Source organism: Priestia sp. FSL H7-0729 (assembly GCF_038005685.1).
Taxonomy (GTDB): Bacteria; Bacillota; Bacilli; order Paenibacillales; family Paenibacillaceae; genus Paenibacillus.
Map to the genome: position 1 here is coordinate 208,175 of NZ_JBBOTQ010000008.1, position 22,298 is coordinate 230,472.

Consider the following 22,298-nt stretch of genomic DNA (forward strand, 5'->3'; position numbering starts at 1 on the left):
TAACAAAACAACGAAAGCAAGGGGGACATACATATGGTTGTCACTCGGCCTACGCGCAGCTCCATGTCACGCGGGCTTCTGAATCATCCACTAACCTTATATCTCATTTTTCTTGTGCTTATGCTGCTCAAACTCATGTGGCTCCATCACAATCTTCACGCCTATAACATTACGATGGGACTGCTGGATAAAGTCATTGCTATTGGATCATTGCTCCTCCTGTCCTTCTGGACCTGGTGGCTGCCTCGCAGAGGCATGATCGTATCTCTGGTCGTGCTTAACCTGCTGCTTACCGCACTAATCTACGCCGATATGGTGTATTATCGCTATTTCCAAGATTTCTTGACCATCCCGGTACTGTTGCAAGCAAGACAAGTTGACGCATTGGGGGACAGCATCGCTACATTGATCTTCCCAAGCGATTTCTGGTTCTTTGCCGATTGGCTTGTCGTCATACCTTTCGCAGCGATTGTACTGTTCAGCAGACATTACCGTTCAAAGCACTCCAGTGCATCGGTTCAAGGTTATGGAAGTTATTCGTTCAACGATCGCAAGGGGCAGATGCGCCGCCGGCTTACTGCTGGCAGCATTGCCCTTGTGCTAGGGCTGGGACTCGCCGTTGGCCCGATTTATTTTTACAGCAAAACATGGGCCAAGGGCCTGTTCGATAACAACTGGTGGAATGTATCCATGTACAACGTGACCGGACTGCTCGCTTTTCACGGTTATGACCTGTACAACTACGCCAAAGACAACATCGGCTCCGGGCCAGAAGCTGAACCTGCTGATGTAGAGCAAGCAAAGGCGTTCTTCGCTGAAAGGCAAGGAGGCGCCCCTCAGAAGGATGCATTGTTCGGCAAATATAAAGACAGCAATGTCATCATTGTCCAGGGTGAGGCCTTTATGAACTTCATGATTGGCCAGAGCAGTGGCGGTCAGGAGATCACACCCCATTTTAATGAACTGATGAAAGAAAGTCAGTATTACAGTCACTTTTACCACCAGACAGGTCAGGGCAGAACGTCAGATGCCGATTTTGGAGCAAACATTTCCCTTCATCCACTGCCGGTCGGTTCAGCATTTGTGCGATATGCAGACCATACGTATGATTCCCTCCCTTCCATTCTGAAGGATAACGGGTATAGCACCAACGTATTTCACGCTTATGAGAGCGGCTTCTGGAATCGGTATACAATGTATCAGAACATGAAGTACGACAAGTTTTATAGCAAAAATGATTTTGCACAGGATGACCCGCTTGGCTGGTCCCTGTCTGATAAATCCTTTTTCCGTCAATCCGTTGAGAAAATGAGCAGTGAGGTTACTGAACCATTCTATTCATTCCTCATTACACTCAGTAGTCACCATCCGTATGCATTGCCGAAAGAGAAACAACAACTGGATGTAGGCGAGTTTCAGGGAACCATGTTTGGTGACTATCTGCAATCCGTACATTACGTGGATTCGGCACTGGGCAAGATGGTGGAGGATCTGAAAAGTCGAGGACTATGGGAAAATACCATTTTCATGTTTTACGGGGACCATGACAACTCAATCAAAGAACAATCGCAATACGAGCAGTTTCTCGGACGCTCGTTGAACGACCTGGATATGGCACAGATCATGAACGAGGTTCCCCTGCTGGTGCATTTACCGGATGGAGCAGCCGTTGGAACCATCGACGAACCTTCGGGACAACTGGACATCACGCCTTCCGTGCTGCATCTGCTCGGCGTGCCTGACCAGTCCTATTATCATATGGGTAACGACGTATATGACGGGTCTGCACGTACGGTTGTGCTGCGTAATGGCGCATTCTCGGATGGTTCTGTATTCTATATTCCATCGGATGATTATATCTACGAGAGCGGCGCTTGTTATGACCTGTCCACACGTGACAAAACAGATATTAACGCTTGCCGTCCCGCTCATGATGAAGCAAGCAGACGTTTACACGTATCGGACACGGTGATTACCTATGATTTGATTCAGCGCTTTCGAGAGGAAGACAATTCAACAGCAGCATTGCAATGAGCAAAATTGGAATGACAAGCTAAACAAATACACAAAATGAAATGAAATGAATTGAATTGGATTTCAAAAAGGGGAACTTTTATTACATGACATCTCACACTGAACCACTCGATATTGAACAGAAATTGTTCGATGCAGCCGCAAAATTTGTAAAGCAACGTTATCCTCAGGGTTGGGGCGGTGCAGGTGCCGTCTATACCGAAGCTGGCTCCCTGCTGATTAGTGTAGCACCAGAGGTCATCAACGATGCCACCCATCTGTGTATGGAAACAGGAGCTTATCTGGAAGCCCACAAATTGAACGAGCGCGTCACCCACTCCCTCTGTATTGCTCGTGATGATGAGCATTCAGAATTCAAGGTCCTTACACCTTGCGGCGTATGCCAGGAACGATTGTTTTACTGGGGCGAAGAAGTTAAAGCTGCCGTATACGATCCTGCAAGTCGACTGGTCTTCAAGAGACTGGATGAGATCCAGCCTTATCATTGGTCCAAGGCATTTCGGGATAAATCGTAATCTTCTTGCGAATTATAGAAAGTGGCTTTATAATTGTAACTATATTAGTTTCAACTAAAAGGATAATGGAGGTTTTAACATCATGAATATTGAGATATGGTCAGATTTCCTGTGCCCATTCTGTTATATCGGCAAACGCCGCCTGGAGAATGTATTGCAACAGTTTCCACACCGTGATGAAGTAAAGCTGCAATTCAAAAGCTTTGAGCTTGATCCAAACGCTGCATTGAACCCAGGCAAAACCAATACGGAATATCTTGCTGCCAAATATAATATGAGCGTGGAACAGGCCCAAGGCATGAATGCCCAGATGAATGCCAATGCTCGCACAGCAGGATTGGAATACAATATCGATGCCATGATTCCTACGAACTCCTTCTCCGCTCACCGATTGACACACTGGGCGGACACACAAGGCAAAGCGCTTGAACTGAGTGAGCGCATATTCCAGGCTGTATTTATTGAAGGAAAACACTCTGGCGATCCTGAAGTGTTGGCTCAGTTAGCAGAGGAAGTCGGCTTGGATCGAGAGGCAGCTACGGCAGTGCTGTCCAGTGATCAATTCACCGACAATGTCCGCGCTGACCAAGCGGAAGGCGAACAAATGGGCATCCGCGGTGTACCGTTCTTCGTATTCGACCGCAAGTTCGCTGTATCTGGCGCTCAGCCAGACGAGGTATTCCTGGATGCCATTCAGAAAGCTTGGGACGAGCGTTCCCCATTCACCATGGTTGAGTCCAACACAACCGAAGCTGACGGCAATGGCGTCTGCACAGATGACGGATGCGCAGTGCCGAAAAAAAATTAAGCCAATTCACACGCACAAAGCAGCAGGATCAGGGAATATTCCCTGATCCTGCTGCTTTTGTTTATACTATGCACAACTTAGCTCATTGTATATTTTCGTGTTTGATGAACAGTTACTTTGGAGGGAACGGAATCGATTCTGAAGAAGCGAAGCGTTCGCCTGAAAGCTTTCTGCAAGAAAGCTACATCGGAAGCATAAGCTGTCGTCAAATTTTTTCCTCTGAAAAGAGGAATCAAAAAAAATTGGAGACAACAGCGATCGAAAGAACGATCCGTAACCGGAACAACCACAAGCAGTTCATCAAACATGTATATTCAATTAGCGCCACCCACTTAATCCCAAAACAGTTGATCCGGATGTGGACCCGTCCGTTTATCCGAATCCAGCGCATCAATCTGTTTCAACTCATCCGGTGTCAATTCAAAGTCAAAGATGTCCGCATTCTCACGAATACGCTCCGGAGTAACCGACTTCGGAATCGTAACGATCTGATTCTGGATATCCCAGCGCAGAATAATCTGTGCCGGCGTTTTCCCATATTTCTGGGCCAGCGCTTTGAGAGTCGACTCTTGGTTTAGCTTGCCTTTCATGATCGGGCTCCAAGCCTCCAGCTGAATTCCCTGCGCTCCGCAGAAATCCTGAAGTTCTTGTTGAATCAGACCCGGATGCAATTCCACCTGATTCACTGCTGGTACCGTGCCACCTTCATCTATGATATCTTGCAAATGGTGTACTTGGAAATTACTCACACCGATTGCGCGGATGCTTCCTTCGCTATATAGACGTTCGAACGCTCTCCACGTCTCCTTATACTGGTCTCTGCCAGGCCAGTGAATTAAGTAAAGATCAATCACATTCAGTCCAAGTGCCTTCTGACTGGCTTCAAATGCTCTCAACGTTGAATCAAATCCCTGATCCTCATTCCAGAGCTTGGTCGTTACAAACAGTTCGTTACGGGCAACACCACTGCTTGCAATAGCTTGTCCCACTTCTTCTTCATTGCCATAGATGGACGCGGTATCAATACTGCGATATCCAACCTCCAAAGCCGTCTCGACCGCCTGTTGCACTTCTTTACCTTTTGCTTTATATGTTCCAAATCCTAGCCATGGCATCGTTACTCCGTTGTTCAGAATCGTACAATCTGTAATATGTTTTGTCATTCGGTACCTCCCGTATGGAATTTTACCTGCTCTTGTTCTATTAACCTTCTCACAGAATTTTAAGCGACCATTCGACACATTGTCGAACCAGACCCGTGCATTGGGAGTCATTGCAAAAGGACAAGAAAAACCCGCAAAGCATTGCTGCTCTGCGGGTTCTGTTGTGACAGGAACGTTATAAATTCCCTTGACCGTGCTGACTCTGGATTGAATTCAATCTTCTCTTCTCCTCGATGAACATCTCTTCTGCCAACTCAACACCTTGTCCTCCGAGCGAAAGCTCTGCTTGACGCATCGCCTGCTCCGTATGTGCCAGACGACGTTCCGCCTGTACAATCGTTTGTGCCGTCGGATGAGACATGGCCTGAGATACAGCATAATGAAGCTTGTTCACCGCATTTTGCGCCTGAGATACGGTGGTATCGGCTTGCAAACTGGAATCATAACGCTTCGGCATGAGTATTCCTCCTTGGGATTATCATGTTCCTGTTACCCCTATAGGATGGATAACACAAGCCTTCCTTATTCTTCTTTTGTGTTTTTATCGTAACTTTAATCGATTTAGCCACGTTTATTAGGTAATCATGCTGAATGGGAGGAATTCATTTGAAGAAAATAGTACTGACACTCTGCATGTTGCCCCTGCTCATTTGGATACAAGGCTGTGCTCCAGCTACATATGAGATTACAGGTTACACTGGATCATCCATTAACCCCGATATCCCGGTTCCATCCAATGCAAATCTTTTGGAAAACATAGCCTATTCCGATCATCCCACCTTTAAAGAAGGTGTTAAGTATGAGCTGAAACATATTGGGGGCGAACAAGGACTCTACCCGCCAATGGATTACTTTCAGAAGTTAGCGGATACAGGTTGGGTGGAATTAGAGGAAGAACGACTGGGACATGTACATTTTCTCAAAAAGGATACAACCGTGATTGCCATTGAAATTCGAGAAGATTCCTTCCAGATTACTCAAATGATCAAAGGCGCTTTAGAGTAATACATTTCTCTCACTGCGATTCAAACACAAAAAAGGAGAGGCACATTGCCTCTCCTTTCCGGTGTGCGGGACAGTTCTCTCCATCCACCTTGTTAAACCCTTATATCCTTTACTTAACGAACTTTGCAACTTTGACGAGCACTTCTTCTTCTGTCGGCGCACTGATATACCGACCATTAATAAAGACAAATGCACGTTTCGCGCAAGGACCGCAATAGGATTTGCACCCAATCTTGATCTCCGTATCTGGAGCCATTTTTTGCAGCTTGGGCACAATCGATTTCAGTCGAACATGATTACACTTTTCGCATACGCGGATATCGTTAGCCATGAGTTCCCCTTCTTCGCGCCCTTAGTGGTCGCCGTGATTGCCTTGGGACGGATTCGTAATAACGAATCCCTCTTCAGGGAAGTAGAGATAGTCAATTTTAACACCGTTCAACAAAGGCTGATCATTCGCGAGAATGACATCAATCTCCTTATCGGTAGATACAACTGTATCATTTTCTTTGGGTGTGTCGAGATCAAGCCCGTAGTGAGCATGGTCACCATGTGCATGTGTGATGACAACGCGCAGTTTTTTTCCTTCGTTCTCCGGCTTGTCCAATTCAAGCTTCAATACTTTAGCAGCATTACGCGTAATTTTGCAGTTCATTCTCTTCATCTCCTATATTGTAATTGCAGGTTTCAACAATTTCAGCATTCTTAAACTACAGCATCTATTGTAAAGAAAGTTACCGCTCTTCGCAATAACATTGATGCGAATTCAATGTTAAAATGATCCATGGGCTGCAAATTATGAAGGTGCGCCCTCCTGAAGCACAGGATATTTACGTTCTGCACGGCTTACAAACCAGTTCATCAGAATTAAAGTAACCCCGATATCATCGATGGGCATAAACGGCATCACGTCAGGAAGCACCCAGTACAACAACGCCGGAATAATAAACAACAGCTTTTCTCCCAAAGGAATCTGCGGAGCCCGGAGCAGCCGGGGGAGCCTTTTGAAAACTTGTGTCCATCGTTTGAACGATAGTAGTCTTCTCCACTTCATGCGAATCCCTCCGTATAATCATAATAATCATATATGTCGCCTAACGGCACATCCATCATTACCCGTTCGAAAACTATCCGGAACGAATGATGTAGAATGCGATGTATAAAAAATAAAAACGGAACGTCGCTCGTAGCGTCCGTTCCTGTTATACGAATGATCTACTGATAAGTTTCACAGCTTCATCACCAAGCCTTAACCGCATTACCCATTGGATAACAGTTCAGCCAGCAACATGCCGACTTCGATACAGATATCATTAAACTGTTCTACGGGAAGCGGATTAACACCCAGTCCCACTTCCACTGTGAAGCCAGGTTTACCAAAAGCTTGGATAAACCAGTCTTTGTATCCGGCATCACTTCCACCAAGCTTCACTGCTTTGTAACCCGATGCTTTGGCAAGTCTGCGCGACAGCGGTGCACTCTCCCTGGGTTCCAGATCACGATAGTTCCAATAGATTTCCTGTCCCTGACTATGCAGGGACACGACCGCAGCGAATGTGTGCTGCTGCGTCCATTGCGCTAGCGCCTGTGCCTCCGGTTCTGTCAGAGGCCCTGTTCCTGCATAATCCCGGGGACCTGGCGAGGTCACGCCTCTTCTCGCCGCTTCTTCATCCCAATGGGCGGGAAATTGATCATTCAGATCGACTCCCCTGATGTTAGCCTTCCAATGGGTGAAGTTTGCTCTGCCTGCATTCCAGCCTAACAACTGCCGTGCATGTGGGTGCTGATTGACCACACCTTCCTGAACCAGTTCGACCCCGTCCGGATTAACCATCGGCACTGCCCAGAGTGACGTCTCTTGCATCCAGCGTTCTGTCTGGTATTGATGCCATGTCCCATGTGTACTATACGTCTCGGCATACTCTTCGATAAATTTCATCAGAACTGCTGATGTCAGCCACTCATTGGCATGAACAGAAGCGTTAACATGGATGTGTCGCGGCCCTTGCCCGATACGTAAATAAGGCAACGATTTCCCCATGACACTTGTTCCAATGGACCCCGTCTCAATAAAGGGGTACTGATGCTCCAGCTTGTCTATATCCTTGATTAATTCTCGATATCCATACTCTCCCTGAATCTTCACAATAGTTTTTCCATTCATGGCCGGAATATGAATACAGCGACCAACCCAGTCGGTTATGTTCGTAATTTCGGGATTGGCCTGGCGCAAGTCCTCTTCGTCCAAGCCAAATCTCCCTGCAATCTCCCCTACAGTTTCTCCAGGCGGTACAGCGTATCTGCGACCTGTCCCGGGTACAATCCGCAGCATCTGACCTGCCAGCAAGTAAGGCTGGGAGGCCGCTTCCGGGTTCAGTGCAGCAAGCAACTCCCTTGTCATATGGTATGCTGACGCAATTCGCGGCAGCGTATCTCCCCGCTGAACGATAATCCATTGCAGTTCCATGTTGCTCTCCTTTCCACAGGAAAAGACAGGTCTCCTGTCCGGTTCTTAACAACTTTGTGTATGTAACATATGTATGCAGGTCCGGTTGTCCGTCATGTGACATGAATCATATTCATCACCTGTTGATCCAAAATCACGACAAAAAATCCCGAAACTTCACAGTTCCGGGATAGTTCACAACCAAAATAAATGAATTAAAAGTCTTATTCATGGATATTTGGAGTATAACTAGGATAATTGCGTAACCTGCCAGACAACAGGCGTCTTGGAGATCTGTTCCCCCAACCATCGACGGGTGATATCTTGGAACATGCGAGGGTCGCCAGTGCAGAAAAATTGATGCACCGGGGTCTCATCCCCACTGGCCAGTTTTCGTTTATCATATAAAATCGTACTAATTTCACGGGCCGTTTCATCTGCCGAACTGATCAACTTCACTTCCTGTCCCATAACTTCCTGAATGGTGTCCATGAGAAAGGGATAATGCGTACAACCCAGAATGAGACAATCTATTGGCTGTTGTTTGATCTCGCCCAATGATTGCTCCACCGTATGTGTCGTGTGCTGGGAACGAAATTCACCTTGTTCCACCAACGGCACCAGCGCCGGACAAGCCTGACTGACCACATCAATATAGGGGGACAACTGCTTGAGTGCTGTTGTATAAGCCCCACTACTTATGGTCCCCGTGGTACCAATCACACCAATACGTCCTGTACGTGTCGCTGTGATTGCTGCCCGCGCACCCGGATGTATAACACCAATGACAGGCATATTTACCTTGGATCGGATATACTCCAACGCTGCTGCTGTTGCTGTGTTACAGGCGATAACGATAACCTTCGGATCGAATTGGATCAAGAAATCAACGATTTGTTCCGTAAATTGTTTTACTTGTTCGGACGAACGGGGTCCGTACGGTGTCCGGGCAGTATCCCCAAAATAAATGATCTTTTCCCGCGGGAGCTGACGCATCACTTCCTTGGCGACGGTCAATCCCCCCACACCGGAGTCTAATATAGCGATTGCTTGCTGCACGAACACACCGCTTCCTTCTTCATTGAATTAATTCTCAAAACGTTTGTTTCCCAGAGCTTTCTTCCTACCGTATGAACATTCCGGCAAAAAGGTACCTACATCTTACCCGATTTCATCGCGGGGTTCAAATTAAATCCGCGCTACGTCATCTATGTGTGGACACGCAACAAAGCAGGCTCTCCTCCAATATAGAGGAAAGCCTGCTCATCTCAAGCTTTGCTTAGTTGCCGTCCTTGGACTCATCCGTAGGAAGCTTCGCTACGATGTCAATTCCGGATTCATCCACTGCTTTATCACTATCGTTATCAACAATAGCTGCTGAAATGCGAATTTCTTTGCCTTCAGCGCAGTTGCGCCAGGATTGAATATCCTGAATCACGACATCTGCGGTCTCTTTAACTTTGGATACGATCTGTGAACTTTGTTCTCCCACGATACCAGCCAGCTCCTGACCTTTCTCCGATACCTGACGAGCACCTTCTGTAATATCCTGACGAAGTTCACGTCCTGATTTCGGTGCCAGCAATAATGCCGTTACAGAACCTACCACCGAGCCAATAAGAGCTCCCCACAACAAGCTTTTGTTAGAATCCTTCACGTCACATCTCTCCCTTTACTATGGTTTAAGTACCGGATCAGAAGCAACGTTCTGTCGCTCAGCCATCCGGGCGAATGCCTACTCTGTTGATGCATTATAAGCAGCACAGGCTTGACTTGACACTCCAGATGTTAAAAATAATCTGAGCGCTCTTTATAAACGAATACAATGTGTCTTGGCTTAAACTCAATTCTGGCGAGCCGGCTCAAGATCAGCCGCTGCATGCTCATCCCCCGGGTCCAAATCAATGACATATCGTCCAGGTGCAATCAATGCCGCCTGATGTTCACAACGCCAGCGACGTCCACCCGAAGAACCCAGTGTCTGACCATCCTGCAGAACATCCCCCTGATCAAATATGTAATACGCTGCACCTAGCAAGGTCTGAGCTACCGTATCGGGATCAAGACCAACAAAATGGCACTGTACATCGGGTACACCCAACGCAGATAAACCTACGGTATCCATGACCAATCCACGCTGTTCCTCCGTACCTCCCGCCTGATACATACGAACGTTCATAGCTGCATACAGATGTTCCTCGCGTTCCTGAGCTTGCGCATATGCTTCCGGTTCAACCAGCTTATCACTGCCATACCAATACAGCGCATCACAGGTCAAACTCTCCATGATTGCCAGTACAGTTTTCTGAAACAGCTCCAAACGCTGTTTACGAGGCATGGCAGCCGTGAACATATCATGTATCCGGATGGAGTAACGCGAAGCCTCTACAACTTGTCCCACTTCTGGCCAATGCCATGCTTGTTGCATAGCCCCGCCAAACCGTGCACGATCTGCAATTTCATTCACAGGAAGCATGCAGGTCTGAGCAGGGATATCCCCTTCCTGAAAGGATACCTTATGGTCCAGATGATAGAACACCAGCATCTCATGCGCTTGCTCTCCACTCTCTTGTTTCACATCCAGTCGGACTTGTCCGGTATGGCGAATCATCGCTTCCTGCACACGCAAGCGATCAACCTCCGGACGTTCCCGGAACAAGAGTTCAACCATATACACCGGATGGAATCCGGAAGGTGTTTCATTTGGTTCTTTACTTTCAGTATTTACTTCATTAAATTCTTTTGATTCATTTGTCATGCGATTTCCCTCATTCCTTACGCTGTCCCTCGGCTTGTGCCGTATTGAAAGGACCTAGTTCTGTTTCCACGTAGGCGCTAACCTGTGTAGTAAAATGTTCAAGTATACTCGGCAACTCTACGCTAAGCGGATGAAGCTCAGACCGTTCCCAACTGTAATAATCCTGCACCAGTGGTTTGCGTAACGTGACAAGCTGACGCAAGATCTCATAGGTTGAATGGTCAAAAACCTTTTCTTCATAATTAATCTGAATAATATCATCGTAGCTGCTCGCATCTCTCATGATGAAGCCATCAATCAGATAACTTCCCACATCGGTAACAATCTCAATTGCCAGATGAAGACACCGTTCCTGTACCATCCCCAGCAAGAGACTGCCATCCCAAGCCTGTGCTGCCCGGCGAAGCCCTTCAGCTACTTCCGGTACAGCTGCAAGCCTGCGGGCAATCTGTTCTCTGTTCACATAATACATTCGTTCACTTCCCGTTCAGTGAGTTATCGGTTCCGTTTCCCTCTTCGCTTAAGCCAGAATATCATCACAGGACAAGCGATTAGAAACACAACAAAAATATAAAGAAATTCCATAACGTCTCTTAAATCGCTCATGCAGAGTCCCCTTTATCTCAACGTAGTTTGAATACAGATCAGATTTCGTAGTCCACTGCAATCGACTGTTCTCTGACTTCATTCATGTACTTGATAACTTCCTGATGGAGCGGGTGTACCTGATACGCCTGAAGATCCTCCAGTGACGCAAACTCCGCTGTGAGTGAGATGTCGAACGATCTTTCCGAGCGAAGCACATCAATCCCGATTTCAAGTGAAACCAGAACATCAATTTTACCATCCAGATTGCGAAGCACCTGGGCGGCAGCTTCAATACTTTCTGCTGAGCGATCTTTCATTTTGAACAGGACAATATGTTTTATCATCTGGGCAAGCACCTCGTTTAATATAATAATAGAAATAAATGATTTATCATGTATCCAAAATATATCATAACGTTCTCTATTACGAAAGGATACTTGGAAACGTTCTCTTGAAAAGAAAAACTAATCCGAACCATCTTTTTTCGGTTCGGATTTCTCACGGGAACCATCATCCACCTGTTTCGCGGATTCATCCTGCGAAGTTTGTCCTGTTTCAGTCTGCTGTTGAAGGCTATCCTTACTTTGTGGAATCGACCATTCCCGATCTGGCAAATACTCCTGATCTTCCTGTTTCTTCAACACCGCGATAGCCTGTCTGAGTTTTCCTGGCAACGGAAGACCAATTCTCGCATAGTTTTCAGTTATCGAGATCAGTTCATTGACCAGGTAGAAGTAAATAGCCCCTCCCTTGATAATATCGGTTCCCATGATCAGGTCAATTCGGTGAGCAAGCAAGACAACGGTCAGCATGAGCCCTTTGCGAGCAAGCCCCCAGAAGCCAATGTTGCTATTCAACCCGGTACCTGTTCTAACTGCTGCTGCCAAACCTGTTATATAATCCACAGCCATCGCGACCGCAAGCAGGCTCAGCAATTGATCCCATCCACCAAAAGCAAACGTAACAATTGCTCCCGAGACGGCAGCAAAGGTATTCACAGACAGACTCACGTTCCTCACCTCTCCCTTCACTTGAGTACCCTACAATATATGTAAAAGTAAGAGATTTGACAGGTCACATGTCATGCTGAACTTGCGGATTTATCTTTCAGATTTGTGCACACCTTCGACCGAACATGGCGAAGCATATTCATTATTTTTTGGGGAATTCAGGGAAATAAACCGCATCATATCAACAAAAAACAGATAAAAGTTCTTTAGACCTACCAATGAGTAATTAGAACTATATTATCTTTATTCCTGCTCATTTTGCCCCCTCATTTTTAGTGAAACATTGTAATCTAGGAATATACTAGGATGTGAATTGCGTATGGTCTAGTTCGTAGTTCCCTCTTTATCAGGAATTGACGCATTGACGCATTTGAAACAGGTAAACTCGGCACTTGAAAGTACCCCGTTGTTTATTGTAGTATTTGGTTAAAAAAATCGGAGGAAATATGCCTAATCAACCAGAACAACATTCCATCCAGGCGTGGTCTCTGATCAACCGTAAATACTTGGGAAAAGGCGTCCGTGTTAAACGATTCCGAAAACCGACACGCTGTCAAATCCGCAATCGTGTTCTTCTTGCCGTGCTGATGGCCAATGACATCAAGTTGTCCCAGCTTGCAGAAGACCTCTCCATCTCTTCACGCAGTGTCAGTGCGTGGGTATATGAAGGACGGATACCCGGCAGTACCAATTTGGACAAGACATGCCAATTACTCGGCTACCCCCGCCACATTCTCTTTAATGAGGAAGTTGTGCGTAATAGCCCTGTCATATGTCAACCCGAGTCGTCTCGCTTCATGAAGCGTACGGTGACCCGCTCTCCGGTTAGTAACCGTATTTTGACAGGCTTGTGTATGGTCCATGATTTGTCGGTGACAGATGTCAGCCACTGGATCGGGGTTCATCCCGGCACTTTCCGCAAATGGCTGCATCAGGGAACACTGCCTTCCGCTGCGTTCCAGGAACAAGCGGAGCAATTTTTCCGCATCCCGAAAACTATTTTGTTCGCAGATGTCATCTTGAAAGATCGTCGCAACAACTAAATAAGCGAACAGCCAAAAGGCTCTGATCTCCTCTCAGGAGGCCAGAGCCTTTTTAAAATGAAACTATCCCTCTTCTCTCCCGACCTTGAAACAGCCTCCTGGCTCTTCCGTCAACAACGTCAGGTGAAATACCCTTCTCTGCTTTCTAATCCCAATCAAGGCCATTTTAGCGCTCTAGAAGCTAAGTTAACACAATCTTGGAGATCGAACTTCCTTAAAACTCACCTTTACCTCGTGTTTAACACTTCATTGATGTATTTCAATCCGGTATATCGAGGACGAAGTGTATGCGCGGTGGTAAACGCATGTTCCACCATCTCCGGGGTTACTCCGAGTTGTTCCGTAGTCACAGGTCCGCCCACTTGCTCCAACCATGCGATGAGCTGAGCAGCCTCCGGTAATTGGTTATAAATTCCGAACACCGCTTCATCTGATGTCTGTGCAAGTTCTTTATATTTTACTGTAAGTAATGCACAAGCTACGCCTACTTTGGCACCATGCAGCACCGGTCTTTCTCCCGCTTGCATCAGATCCATCTCCAAGATATGGGACAGATGATGCTCACCTCCGGATGCCGGACGGGAATGGTCAATGATAAGCATGGAGATGCCGGAAACAATTAATGCGTCCATTAATACAGCTACTCCCTCTGCTCGCCCCTCCGCAATAGCTTGTACATGATCAATGCAGGAATTCAGCGCTTCTTCTGTCATTCGATAAGCGACCGGACAGAACGGTTCTCCTCCCAGCTCACGAGAAACAATCCAGTCTGCAAGGGAAGTAAATTTGCCAAGCATATCTCCGAATCCAGCAGCCGTCATCTCTTGGGGAGCTTGCTCCAGGATATCCATATCCGCAAAGATGGCCTCGGGCGGAACAGCCTGAAATGTCTGTTTGATGCCGCTTACAATTAAGGGTGCTCCTGCAGAGGTAAACCCATCCACCGAAGCCGCTGTCGGTATCGACAGAAAGGGCTTGTTCATTTTGGAACATACAAATCTCACCAGATCATGAATGGTACCTGAGCCGACCGCAATTACAGCCTGACTTTCCAGTTTCACACCCAACATGACCTGCACAATAGCTGCTTCATCCGCAATAATATCACCCGATCGATTCTCCGGTAGCGTGATCTCATCCGCATGCACCCCCGCATCTCGAATACTGTTCAGAACATCAGATCCGGCCGCCCGAAACGTATGTTGATCATAAACAACCGTCACCTGATGGTAACCTTGTTCAGACAAATAACCCGGTAACCTCTGAATGGCTCCAGCTTCCAGATGAATGAGCATATCGACCACTCGGTGTTGATGACCGCAAGCGCACTGCTGTGCTTCCTCATTCCATGCTGCGATTCGTTCGTTCATATTCATTCGTTCTTACCCTCCCATATGAGATATCATGCATAATTAACGGGGTAAAACCACAAGATAAAAAAAGGAAATAAAATGTGATGATTTTCCTGATCACACTTTACTTCCTATACCCAATATTTGCAAATCCAGTTCTCACATTCCCAAGTAGGTGAAGCAATGAAATTAACCAAAGAATTAGGAATTTCGCTTGGATTTCTCGCCGGGACCACCTTTGGCAGTGGTATCGCTTTTTTGTTTCGTCTCCAGTCGGTTGAAGTGATTGCCAGTGTTACACTGTTCGGGATAGCAGGAGCGATTGCCGGGATCATCACGGCAGTCATTCTGCACCAGCGGCAACATTAGAAAGCCAGCAGCAAACTACCGGATTCACACTAAACATGCACAAATAAAGAAAGGTTCGTGAATTGCCCTAGAGCAACTCACGAACCTTTCTTTGGTTAGATGCGGTCGAGAGGACTCGAACCTCCACGGGGGGTTAGCCCACACGGACCTGAACCGTGCGCGTCTGCCAATTCCGCCACGACCGCATAATATGTATCTCCTCATCCATCGATGAAAAGCGTTCCGGAAAAGCAATTCCTTGTTTTACCGTAATTCAGAGTATACATGCTCCAAAATAAAAATGCAACTTCTTTTTATCCATTCAGAAAAAGGACATATGTCCTTTTTTATTAAGATCTAACTCCCTATCGTATGCCTTAACAAATAAATCACATATACGATTAATACAATGAAGGAGAGATCCACTATGAAGACAACCCATTTATGCTTTATCGGTGCCGGGTTTCATGCCACTACGAATATATATCCTTCTGTGGTTGAAGCCGGAGCGCAGATCCAGGCCATCGCCACTCGCAGTATGGAACGCTCTGAAGCTGCTCTGCTGCGATTTGGCAGCAACGGAAAAGCGTACGACAACACTCAGCTTATGTTTCAGCAGGAAACTTGTGACGGAGTCGTTGTGGTGGCCCAGCCTACAGATCAGACCACTCTTGTTCTTGAATGCATTCGGGCTGGCAAGAATGTATACGTGGATAAGCCGCTCGGATGGAACGCAGCTGAAGCCTCTACTGTAGCAGATGCTGCCGAGCAGGCTGGCGTCGTTGTGATGGTCGGTTTTATGAAACGTTATGCTCCGGTATATATGAAACTGAAGGAACTCATTGAGAGTCGTTCGCTAGGTAAGGTGCGTTCATTCCAGATGAAATTCGCTGTAGACAGTACCCCATTTTGCAAGGATGAGGAACAATTCATGAAGCTCGCTGCCATTCATATGGTCGATCTGATGCGTTTCCTATTCGGAGAAGCGATACGAGTCTCAGGCACAACCGTAAAGGACGGGGAACACATTAATCAAAGCATTTCCCTCGTATTTGAGAATAACGTCGTTGGCAGTGCATATTTTACCGGCATGAGTGCGTGGTCACGGGAGAGTGAAAGTGTACTCGTCACCTTCGATAATGGATTTGCGTCAGCTGAAGAGATCAACACACTTACTGTTCATCAATCCCGAAGCTCGACCAGCCTTCCCTGGAAATCTCTCGAGGAGCAAGATACCGTATACACACCTTCCGGTTCTCCCATGTCAGGAGCTTATCGCGACCTTTATCTACGCGGGTTCGTTGGTGAAATGGTACATTTCATTACGTGTTGCCAGAATCAGACAGTGCCGTTTTCCAGCGCCAAGGATAATATTGCAACGATGGCTCTATGTGACTCCATTCTATCGTCACTGAAGTAGCGTATTTACTCAATATTTTATCATTTATAGATGCATCCCATGGGGCCTCCATTTCGCAAGACGAAACTGGGGCTCTTTTTTTCTTATAGACATCATCACATATGCCTGCGCCCCGGATTAGGGTTTATAATCTGCATAATAAGTGATATGCTCTTTCATGAACAATACGTACTTTATGTAATGTAACCATCCAAATAGATACTATAGAAAATCACCGTAAAGTGGAGGTGCACTTATAATGAAAAAAGACGCAATCAAGCCATGTCCCGCGCCATACGGTTGTTCCGTGGAAGTTACCCTTAGTGTGATCGGTGGCAAATGGAAAGGCGCCATTCTGTATCATTTATTCTCCGGTCCTTTGAGATTCAACGAGCTCCGCAAATTGTTTCCTGAAATCACCCAGCGTATGCTCACCCTGCAACTTCGAGAGTTGGAAGGCAGCGGAATTGTTCATCGTGAAATATACCCCCAGATCCCACCTAAAGTGGAGTATTCTCTCACACCATTTGGCGAAACATTACGGCCAATCATCTTCAGCATGAGAGATTGGGGAGAAACGTATACCAATGAGGTTCTAGCCAGATCTTCACAAGAGGTATAGAAAACAAAAGAAGCTGTCCCTTGTTCCCAGGGATCAGCTTCTTTTCTTATTTAATAACTGTCTGGATCGTAACCGTACGATTACGTCCCTCTTCCTTCGCTTGATACAAGGCATTATCCGCCAAGTGAAACAGTTCTGTGGATGTTGTGGAGTGCTTCGGATATTCAGCAATTCCAGCCGAGATGGTAACGGAACGATCTATAGGCAATACACTTTCTTCGACTGTTATTCGGATACGTTCAGCAGTCTCAAAAGCCACGTTGGATTCGGAGTTCCTTAGCAACACTACAAACTCCTCTCCACCAAACCTGGCGCAGACATCTTCTGGTCGAACAGACAATTGAATGATATTGGCAATATGTTTCAGCACCTCATCTCCTGCATGATGCCCGAATGTATCATTAATGGATTTGAAGCGGTCAATATCCAGAACAATGATGGAGAATGGCGCCTCATCCTGAATCCATTCCTGAATGACCTCTTCGAAGGTTCTGCGATTGTTCATACCTGTTAAAACATCTGTTCTGGCATCATAGACAAGCTGGTTTGTCTGTTTCCTAAAGTTCGCCAGTGCGCCAACTACGGCCCTTGTGAGAAGGTCTGCCTCTCTATTCCAGTGGGGCTTCATCACTGGCAGATCCACTTGTCCCTTATCGACCTGATTCACTAAATCAGCCAACATAGCAAAAGGACTGGCCAGCTTGCGCGCAACCCGAACGACAATAAGGGTCAGGATCAGAAAAGGCACTGAAGTGTACAGCAACAACATACGGATATGATGATTCAACTGATCGTACACCGTTTGGGTTGGAGACACAATTACGACGCCCCAGCCTGTTGATGGAACTTTGTAATAACCTGCAAGTGAATCCACACCTGCCAGGTTTTTGTATTGTTCTTTACCGTCCTTGTTTACTAGCAGCTTCTGCACTACTTCATTTTTACTGACATTTTCACCAATTCGGTTGGTGTTTGGGTGAAATAATAAAGTGCCCTTTTTATCCACAATAAAAAAATAGGAACCGTTGCTTGTCTTGAGCTGACTGCCAAAAGAAAGACTCAATATATTATTTTCCTGCAAAAAGATATTTCCACCAAGTGTTCCTTGGTACGTCCCTGCCGAATCAAAGATCGGTTCACTGACAAATACAATTCTGCGTTTGGTTCGGGGTGTCTGGTACGCTTCCGATATATATGAAGCCCTCAATTTAACCGCTTCTTTTGCTGCATTGGAACTAACATGGTGGCCTACGCTAGCCTGTGAGTAAGGTGAGGTAGACCGCACTACTCCCTCTTTATCTACTAAAGCAACGGAATTAAAAAAATTGCTGCTATTGCGAACCAAATCCAATGTGGAATTCAATTCATTAGTGTTGGAGTAATCCATATCGGGGAAATATTTGGCTGCATATTTCAAGCTCTCCTGCATGGAATTAAAAAGCGAATCCAGGGCTTGGCTCATTTGCACAGCGCTTGCATAGTTTAGCGATAGAGTGTTATCAATGAGTGACTGCTTCTGAGATGTATAAGATGAGATGACCATGAGGGTCAATGTCATTAAAACTGAAATGGTGACCAAGCCACCTAGCAAAGCCGTAAGACTGATTTTCTTGATGTTTTTAAATTTCTTGATTCTCTTGATGTTTTTAATTTTTCTTCGTAATTTGGATCTTTTGATCTGTGCAATCATTATTTACTTCCCCCGGATTTTCATGAAAAAGCATATTCTCTCTATCTTATACGAAAGTTGTTAAGATCAAATAAAGAGTTTCATAAATCTTAACAATTACATCGTAAGATTGACGATTTAATGACATTTTACTTTCCCTGGAAAAATCACTGTTCAGGGTGACCTGGATCAACGATGATATATCCTTCTTCCGGCTCCTGTTCAACAAACCCCGCCATGTCGCGAATCTGAAATTTGATGGGATGATGACTGCCCATTAAAATACGATTTTGAACTTCACCCGCTGTATCTGTTGGCAATGCGAATGCACGTGTATAAGCAAACTGCGCCTGAAGTGTTGTGTAGATGGCACTTACGAGCCGATCGTTACCAGCACGCCCAAACACATTAAGAAGCACAGCTCCACCCGAGTCCAGCTTGTCCTTGACCAGGGCAAAAAAATCACTGGATATAAATTGTTCCGGTGTACCCGTTGCCGTAAACGCATCAACAATAATATAATCATATATCCCTGCAGGTTCCTGTCCTAATAATTCACGACCATCTCCAATAAGCACAGGACTTCCCTCATACCCAAATAGGGTTCGGCTCAACTCGGCAACCTCTGCGTCCAGTTCAGCCACCTTTACCTGACGATTAGACAAGTAGGTTGGCAATGTGCCAATCCCATGTCCCACTACAAATACCTTATCGAATTCAGGGTCATTCTGTTCCATTAAATGTACCATAGCTCTTGGGTACTCCAACACCATCCGGGCAGGCTCATCCAGGTCCATTGCGCCCTGCACAGCTGCGTTGGAGAACTCTAATACACGAAATCGTCCCTTCTCTCCATAAAGCTTTTGGGTATCATATACCGTCAGCTCATGCTGTTCACTTTTATTCCGATACAGAACTCTCACTAACCGTTCTCCCTTCGTGCTTACACACCTATTCGACATATACCCTCATTCTATTACACGCGATGACAACATACCACCCTGTACTTGAGTGATAACAGCAGAACAAGAAAAAACCGTTTCCGATCATACCGGAAACGGTTTTCTGATGAACCTGTCAACACGATTAAGACCCTATGGCCTCATGCAGAGCCTGGACATATGCTACGCCCAGATTGGAGAGAGAAGTACTCTTGTGACTTATCCAGCCCACATTAATGGTTTCCTCACATTCCAGCGGTACAGGAATAATCTCGTTTCCGTTCAGATCAGCGCTAAGTACGCCTGTAGAGATTGTATAACCATTCAGACCAATCAACAGGTTAAACAATGTTGCGCGGTCGTTGACCTGTATGCTTTTAGGGTGAGATAACGTACTCAGGATCTCTTCGGAAAAATGAAAGGAATTATACTCTCCCTGATCAAATGACAGATACGGATAATCCTGCAGCTGCTCAATCGCAACCGACTCTTGCTTCGCCAGCGGGTTCTTCACACTGATAAAGATATGAGGCTTGGCTGTGAACAAACTTGTGAAGACCAGACCTGCATCTTTTAACAATTTGTTAATTACCTTAGCATTGAATTCGTTCAAATACAGGATGCCAATTTCACTACGAAGGCTTTTCACATCCTGAATAATCTCGTAGGTCTTTGTCTCCCGAAGCGCCAACTCATATTCATCCTGACCATACTGCTGTACCAGACGAACAAAAGCATTTACCGCGAAAGCATAGTGTTGTGTCGATACAGAGAAATGCTGCGGGGATGGCTTGGCGTTCAGATAACGATTCTCCAGCAGGTCAGCTTGTTCTACCACCTGACGTGCATAGCTTAGAAACTCAACGCCTTCTTTGGACAGCGATATGCCCTTATTGGTGCGTTCAAAAATAGTAATTCGCAACTCCTGCTCGAGATCCCGGATGGCATTCGACAGGCTGGGTTGCGAGATAAACAGGCGTTTGGCTGCTTCATTCATGGAGCCACGTGTGGCAACTTCAATCACATATTTTAATTGTTGTAGGGTCAAGGTAGATTTCCTCTTTTCAATATCAATGGTCCATCAAGAGAATACGTTCTTTTTTTCAAATACAGACATCTGGTTCTCCCCGGTAATAGGACATTCATCTGGAAACATACTTCGTTTATGCAACTTCTCGTCGATAAAATCTACCACCTGCTGTAGCGAAGCAATCTGCGCTTCAACTTTTTTCCGATAAATCACCAGCATTTCCCGCTCCTCCGGGAAATCTGCGAGATCCGATTCCAGGGACATGTGCAAATACGGCTTCATCTCTTCCAGAGACATTCCCGTTTTTTTCAGGCAAGTGATCAACCTCATCGTATGAATATCCTCCGGGCGGTATACCCGATGGCGATTGGCCTTGCGTTCAGCTCGGGGAAGCAGTCCAATCTTCTCATAATACCGAATTGTATCTTCCGATAATCCCGCCTGTTCTGACGTTTCTTTGATGGAGAACACTTCATTCTGCCTCATCTGCAGCCCTCCTCCGTATTCATCTCTCTCCATATTACAACTTGGAGCTGACTCCAAGTCAAGCATGATCCACTCTTTCATCTCCCCCTTGACTTGGAGTCGACTCCAAGTTATAGAATGAGCGCAACATACAGATTCGTTCTGTAATCCCATTCTTCTGGAGGTATATATGAATAATCAAAATCAGCTTCGCACCGCTCTCATCACAGGCTCAACGTCAGGAATTGGTCTCGAACTGACACGCAAGTTACTGGCTGAAGGATGGCAGGTAATCGGTCTCAACCGTTCGGCTTTCCCATCCGAGGATACCGATATTCAGAACGCCTTACGTTCTGGAGAGCTTCGTTGGGTTCAGGCTAATCTGACCAATTATGACAGTCTGAGAACTGCACTGAATCAGATCAAATCCGATACCGATTCAATCGATGTCTTGTTTAATAATGCCGGAGGCAGCGCTTCCGACCTTCGTTTCTCTGAACAGGGGCATGAACTACACTTCGAACTTCAGACGGTAGTCCCGTATATCATCTACATGGAATTGGTTGAGCTATTGCTCAAAGGACAGATGAAGACAGTCATCAATACTTCCACTACCGCGTTCAAAATGGTCAAACAATTTGATCTGAACATCTTGGAACGTCCAGCTGAATTCAAAAAGCTGTTTGGTCCGTATGCCATTTCAAAACTAGGCTTATCTCTATGGACACGCGAGGTTGCCAAATCTGCCAATGCGGATGGCATACAACTACTAAGCGTAGATCCCGGTGGAAATAATACGCTACGGGGCAACAAAACTTCCGGTCTGCCCTTCTATATCAAACCTATTATGAAATGGTTCTTTCCCCATCCAAGTCACGGCGCTTCATTGCTCTACAGCGCGGCCCTATCACCCACCAAACATGAATCCGGTACATTTCTGGTGAAAAATAAACCGTCAGCGCTTCGTTTCACAGAGCAAGGCCATGCCGTTCTCCATCGTGTAAACGAGATCTACGAGCAACGTTTTCGTAAAACGCAGTCTGGAAAGCACCCATCTAATCCGGTCTAATCATGAGAGACATATTATCCAAGCCCTGATTCA

Annotated in this window: 25 protein-coding genes, 1 tRNA gene and 1 pseudogene; 9 read left to right on the plus strand and 18 right to left on the minus strand. The window is 46.1% G+C overall.

Annotated features, from left to right (window positions below):
- The first annotated feature begins 33 nt into the window (after window positions 1-33).
- The 3 genes from MHH93_RS18970 to MHH93_RS18980 all read left to right on the plus strand — a co-directional run bounded on the left by MHH93_RS18970 (window position 34) and on the right by MHH93_RS18980 (window position 3,357).
- Window positions 34-2,034, plus strand: a complete 2,001-nt coding sequence (locus MHH93_RS18970; RefSeq protein WP_500055279.1) for an LTA synthase family protein — start codon at window positions 34-36, stop codon at window positions 2,032-2,034.
- 86 nt (window positions 2,035-2,120) lie between these two features.
- The gene (locus MHH93_RS18975) at window positions 2,121-2,549 is read left to right on the plus strand and encodes a cytidine deaminase (RefSeq protein WP_500055280.1); all 429 of its coding nucleotides are present in this window, start codon (window positions 2,121-2,123) and stop codon (window positions 2,547-2,549) included.
- Between the two features lie 82 nt (window positions 2,550-2,631).
- Window positions 2,632-3,357 carry a DsbA family oxidoreductase gene (locus MHH93_RS18980; RefSeq protein ID WP_500055281.1) on the plus strand — a complete coding sequence of 242 codons (726 nt, stop codon included), beginning with the start codon at window positions 2,632-2,634 and terminating at the stop codon, window positions 3,355-3,357.
- Window positions 3,358-3,689: 332 nt separating this feature from the next.
- Here the strand turns inward: MHH93_RS18980 and MHH93_RS18985 are convergent, their stop codons facing one another.
- Together MHH93_RS18985 and MHH93_RS18990 are read right to left on the minus strand one after the other, a co-directional pair.
- The gene (locus MHH93_RS18985) at window positions 3,690-4,520 is read right to left on the minus strand and encodes an aldo/keto reductase (RefSeq protein WP_076249922.1); all 831 of its coding nucleotides are present in this window, start codon (window positions 4,518-4,520) and stop codon (window positions 3,690-3,692) included.
- A 175-nt stretch (window positions 4,521-4,695) separates the two neighbouring features.
- Window positions 4,696-4,977: a hypothetical protein gene (locus MHH93_RS18990; protein WP_076209046.1), complete on the minus strand. Its 282-nt coding sequence runs from the start codon at window positions 4,975-4,977 to the stop codon at window positions 4,696-4,698.
- 149 nt (window positions 4,978-5,126) lie between these two features.
- Between MHH93_RS18990 and MHH93_RS18995 the strand changes: the two genes are divergently transcribed.
- Complete coding sequence (locus tag MHH93_RS18995; protein ID WP_500055282.1) at window positions 5,127-5,525, plus strand: hypothetical protein; 399 nt, start codon at window positions 5,127-5,129, stop codon at window positions 5,523-5,525.
- A gap of 109 nt (window positions 5,526-5,634) precedes the next feature.
- On the opposite strand, the gene MHH93_RS19000 is transcribed toward MHH93_RS18995, so the two are convergent.
- From MHH93_RS19000 to MHH93_RS19045, 10 genes and pseudogenes are all read right to left on the minus strand, one after another.
- Complete coding sequence (locus MHH93_RS19000) at window positions 5,635-5,856, minus strand: YuzB family protein (protein ID WP_091032287.1); 222 nt, start codon at window positions 5,854-5,856, stop codon at window positions 5,635-5,637.
- 21 nt (window positions 5,857-5,877) lie between these two features.
- A complete protein-coding gene (locus MHH93_RS19005; protein ID WP_036670085.1) occupies window positions 5,878-6,180 on the minus strand; it encodes a heme biosynthesis protein HemY in 303 nt (100 codons plus the stop codon).
- A gap of 141 nt (window positions 6,181-6,321) precedes the next feature.
- Window positions 6,322-6,579: a hypothetical protein gene (locus tag MHH93_RS19010; RefSeq protein ID WP_017689423.1), complete on the minus strand. Its 258-nt coding sequence runs from the start codon at window positions 6,577-6,579 to the stop codon at window positions 6,322-6,324.
- A gap of 204 nt (window positions 6,580-6,783) precedes the next feature.
- Complete coding sequence (locus MHH93_RS19015) at window positions 6,784-7,992, minus strand: M14 family zinc carboxypeptidase (protein WP_500055283.1); 1,209 nt, start codon at window positions 7,990-7,992, stop codon at window positions 6,784-6,786.
- Window positions 7,993-8,220: 228 nt separating this feature from the next.
- Window positions 8,221-9,030, minus strand: coding sequence for a glutamate racemase (gene racE / locus MHH93_RS19020; protein WP_500055284.1), 810 nt, complete (start codon window positions 9,028-9,030; stop codon window positions 8,221-8,223).
- A gap of 220 nt (window positions 9,031-9,250) precedes the next feature.
- On the minus strand, window positions 9,251-9,628 hold the full coding sequence (locus tag MHH93_RS19025) for a YtxH domain-containing protein (RefSeq protein ID WP_500055285.1): 378 nt from the start codon (window positions 9,626-9,628) through the stop codon (window positions 9,251-9,253).
- Between the two features lie 186 nt (window positions 9,629-9,814).
- A complete protein-coding gene (locus MHH93_RS19030; protein WP_500055286.1) occupies window positions 9,815-10,729 on the minus strand; it encodes a DUF4261 domain-containing protein in 915 nt (304 codons plus the stop codon).
- A 10-nt stretch (window positions 10,730-10,739) separates the two neighbouring features.
- On the minus strand, window positions 10,740-11,201 hold the full coding sequence (locus tag MHH93_RS19035; RefSeq protein WP_500055287.1) for a DUF86 domain-containing protein: 462 nt from the start codon (window positions 11,199-11,201) through the stop codon (window positions 10,740-10,742).
- Window positions 11,202-11,373: 172 nt separating this feature from the next.
- A complete protein-coding gene (locus MHH93_RS19040) occupies window positions 11,374-11,661 on the minus strand; it encodes a Dabb family protein (RefSeq protein WP_264929710.1) in 288 nt (95 codons plus the stop codon).
- 282 nt (window positions 11,662-11,943) lie between these two features.
- Window positions 11,944-12,336: pseudogene (locus MHH93_RS19045) on the minus strand (phage holin family protein); the annotation flags it as partial.
- A 437-nt stretch (window positions 12,337-12,773) separates the two neighbouring features.
- On the opposite strand from MHH93_RS19045, the gene MHH93_RS19050 reads away from it, so the two are divergent.
- A complete protein-coding gene (locus tag MHH93_RS19050) occupies window positions 12,774-13,370 on the plus strand; it encodes a helix-turn-helix domain-containing protein (protein WP_017689431.1) in 597 nt (198 codons plus the stop codon).
- A 227-nt stretch (window positions 13,371-13,597) separates the two neighbouring features.
- On the opposite strand, the gene MHH93_RS19055 is transcribed toward MHH93_RS19050, so the two are convergent.
- The gene (locus MHH93_RS19055) at window positions 13,598-14,746 is read right to left on the minus strand and encodes a sn-glycerol-1-phosphate dehydrogenase (RefSeq protein WP_500055289.1); all 1,149 of its coding nucleotides are present in this window, start codon (window positions 14,744-14,746) and stop codon (window positions 13,598-13,600) included.
- Between the two features lie 159 nt (window positions 14,747-14,905).
- Here MHH93_RS19055 and MHH93_RS19060 point away from each other — a divergent pair, with 159 nt between their 5' ends.
- Window positions 14,906-15,091: a hypothetical protein gene (locus MHH93_RS19060; RefSeq protein WP_500055290.1), complete on the plus strand. Its 186-nt coding sequence runs from the start codon at window positions 14,906-14,908 to the stop codon at window positions 15,089-15,091.
- Between the two features lie 100 nt (window positions 15,092-15,191).
- On the opposite strand, the gene MHH93_RS19065 is transcribed toward MHH93_RS19060, so the two are convergent.
- Window positions 15,192-15,276 (minus strand) — tRNA-Leu (locus MHH93_RS19065).
- Between the two features lie 221 nt (window positions 15,277-15,497).
- On the opposite strand from MHH93_RS19065, the gene MHH93_RS19070 reads away from it, so the two are divergent.
- On the plus strand, window positions 15,498-16,490 hold the full coding sequence (locus MHH93_RS19070) for a Gfo/Idh/MocA family protein (RefSeq protein WP_500055291.1): 993 nt from the start codon (window positions 15,498-15,500) through the stop codon (window positions 16,488-16,490).
- A gap of 238 nt (window positions 16,491-16,728) precedes the next feature.
- The gene (locus MHH93_RS19075) at window positions 16,729-17,091 is read left to right on the plus strand and encodes a winged helix-turn-helix transcriptional regulator (RefSeq protein WP_440388037.1); all 363 of its coding nucleotides are present in this window, start codon (window positions 16,729-16,731) and stop codon (window positions 17,089-17,091) included.
- Window positions 17,092-17,137: 46 nt separating this feature from the next.
- Here MHH93_RS19075 and MHH93_RS19080 read toward each other — a convergent pair whose 3' ends face one another.
- The 4 genes from MHH93_RS19080 to MHH93_RS19095 all read right to left on the minus strand — a co-directional run bounded on the left by MHH93_RS19080 (window position 17,138) and on the right by MHH93_RS19095 (window position 21,217).
- Window positions 17,138-18,781, minus strand: coding sequence for a sensor domain-containing diguanylate cyclase (locus MHH93_RS19080; RefSeq protein ID WP_500055292.1), 1,644 nt, complete (start codon window positions 18,779-18,781; stop codon window positions 17,138-17,140).
- Between the two features lie 146 nt (window positions 18,782-18,927).
- Window positions 18,928-19,683: a spermidine synthase gene (locus tag MHH93_RS19085; RefSeq protein ID WP_500055293.1), complete on the minus strand. Its 756-nt coding sequence runs from the start codon at window positions 19,681-19,683 to the stop codon at window positions 18,928-18,930.
- A gap of 163 nt (window positions 19,684-19,846) precedes the next feature.
- Window positions 19,847-20,749: a LysR family transcriptional regulator gene (locus MHH93_RS19090; RefSeq protein ID WP_500055294.1), complete on the minus strand. Its 903-nt coding sequence runs from the start codon at window positions 20,747-20,749 to the stop codon at window positions 19,847-19,849.
- Between the two features lie 33 nt (window positions 20,750-20,782).
- Window positions 20,783-21,217: a MerR family transcriptional regulator gene (locus MHH93_RS19095; protein ID WP_500055295.1), complete on the minus strand. Its 435-nt coding sequence runs from the start codon at window positions 21,215-21,217 to the stop codon at window positions 20,783-20,785.
- 169 nt (window positions 21,218-21,386) lie between these two features.
- On the opposite strand from MHH93_RS19095, the gene MHH93_RS19100 reads away from it, so the two are divergent.
- Window positions 21,387-22,265, plus strand: coding sequence for an SDR family NAD(P)-dependent oxidoreductase (locus MHH93_RS19100; RefSeq protein WP_500055296.1), 879 nt, complete (start codon window positions 21,387-21,389; stop codon window positions 22,263-22,265).
- Window positions 22,266-22,298: the final 33 nt, after the last annotated feature.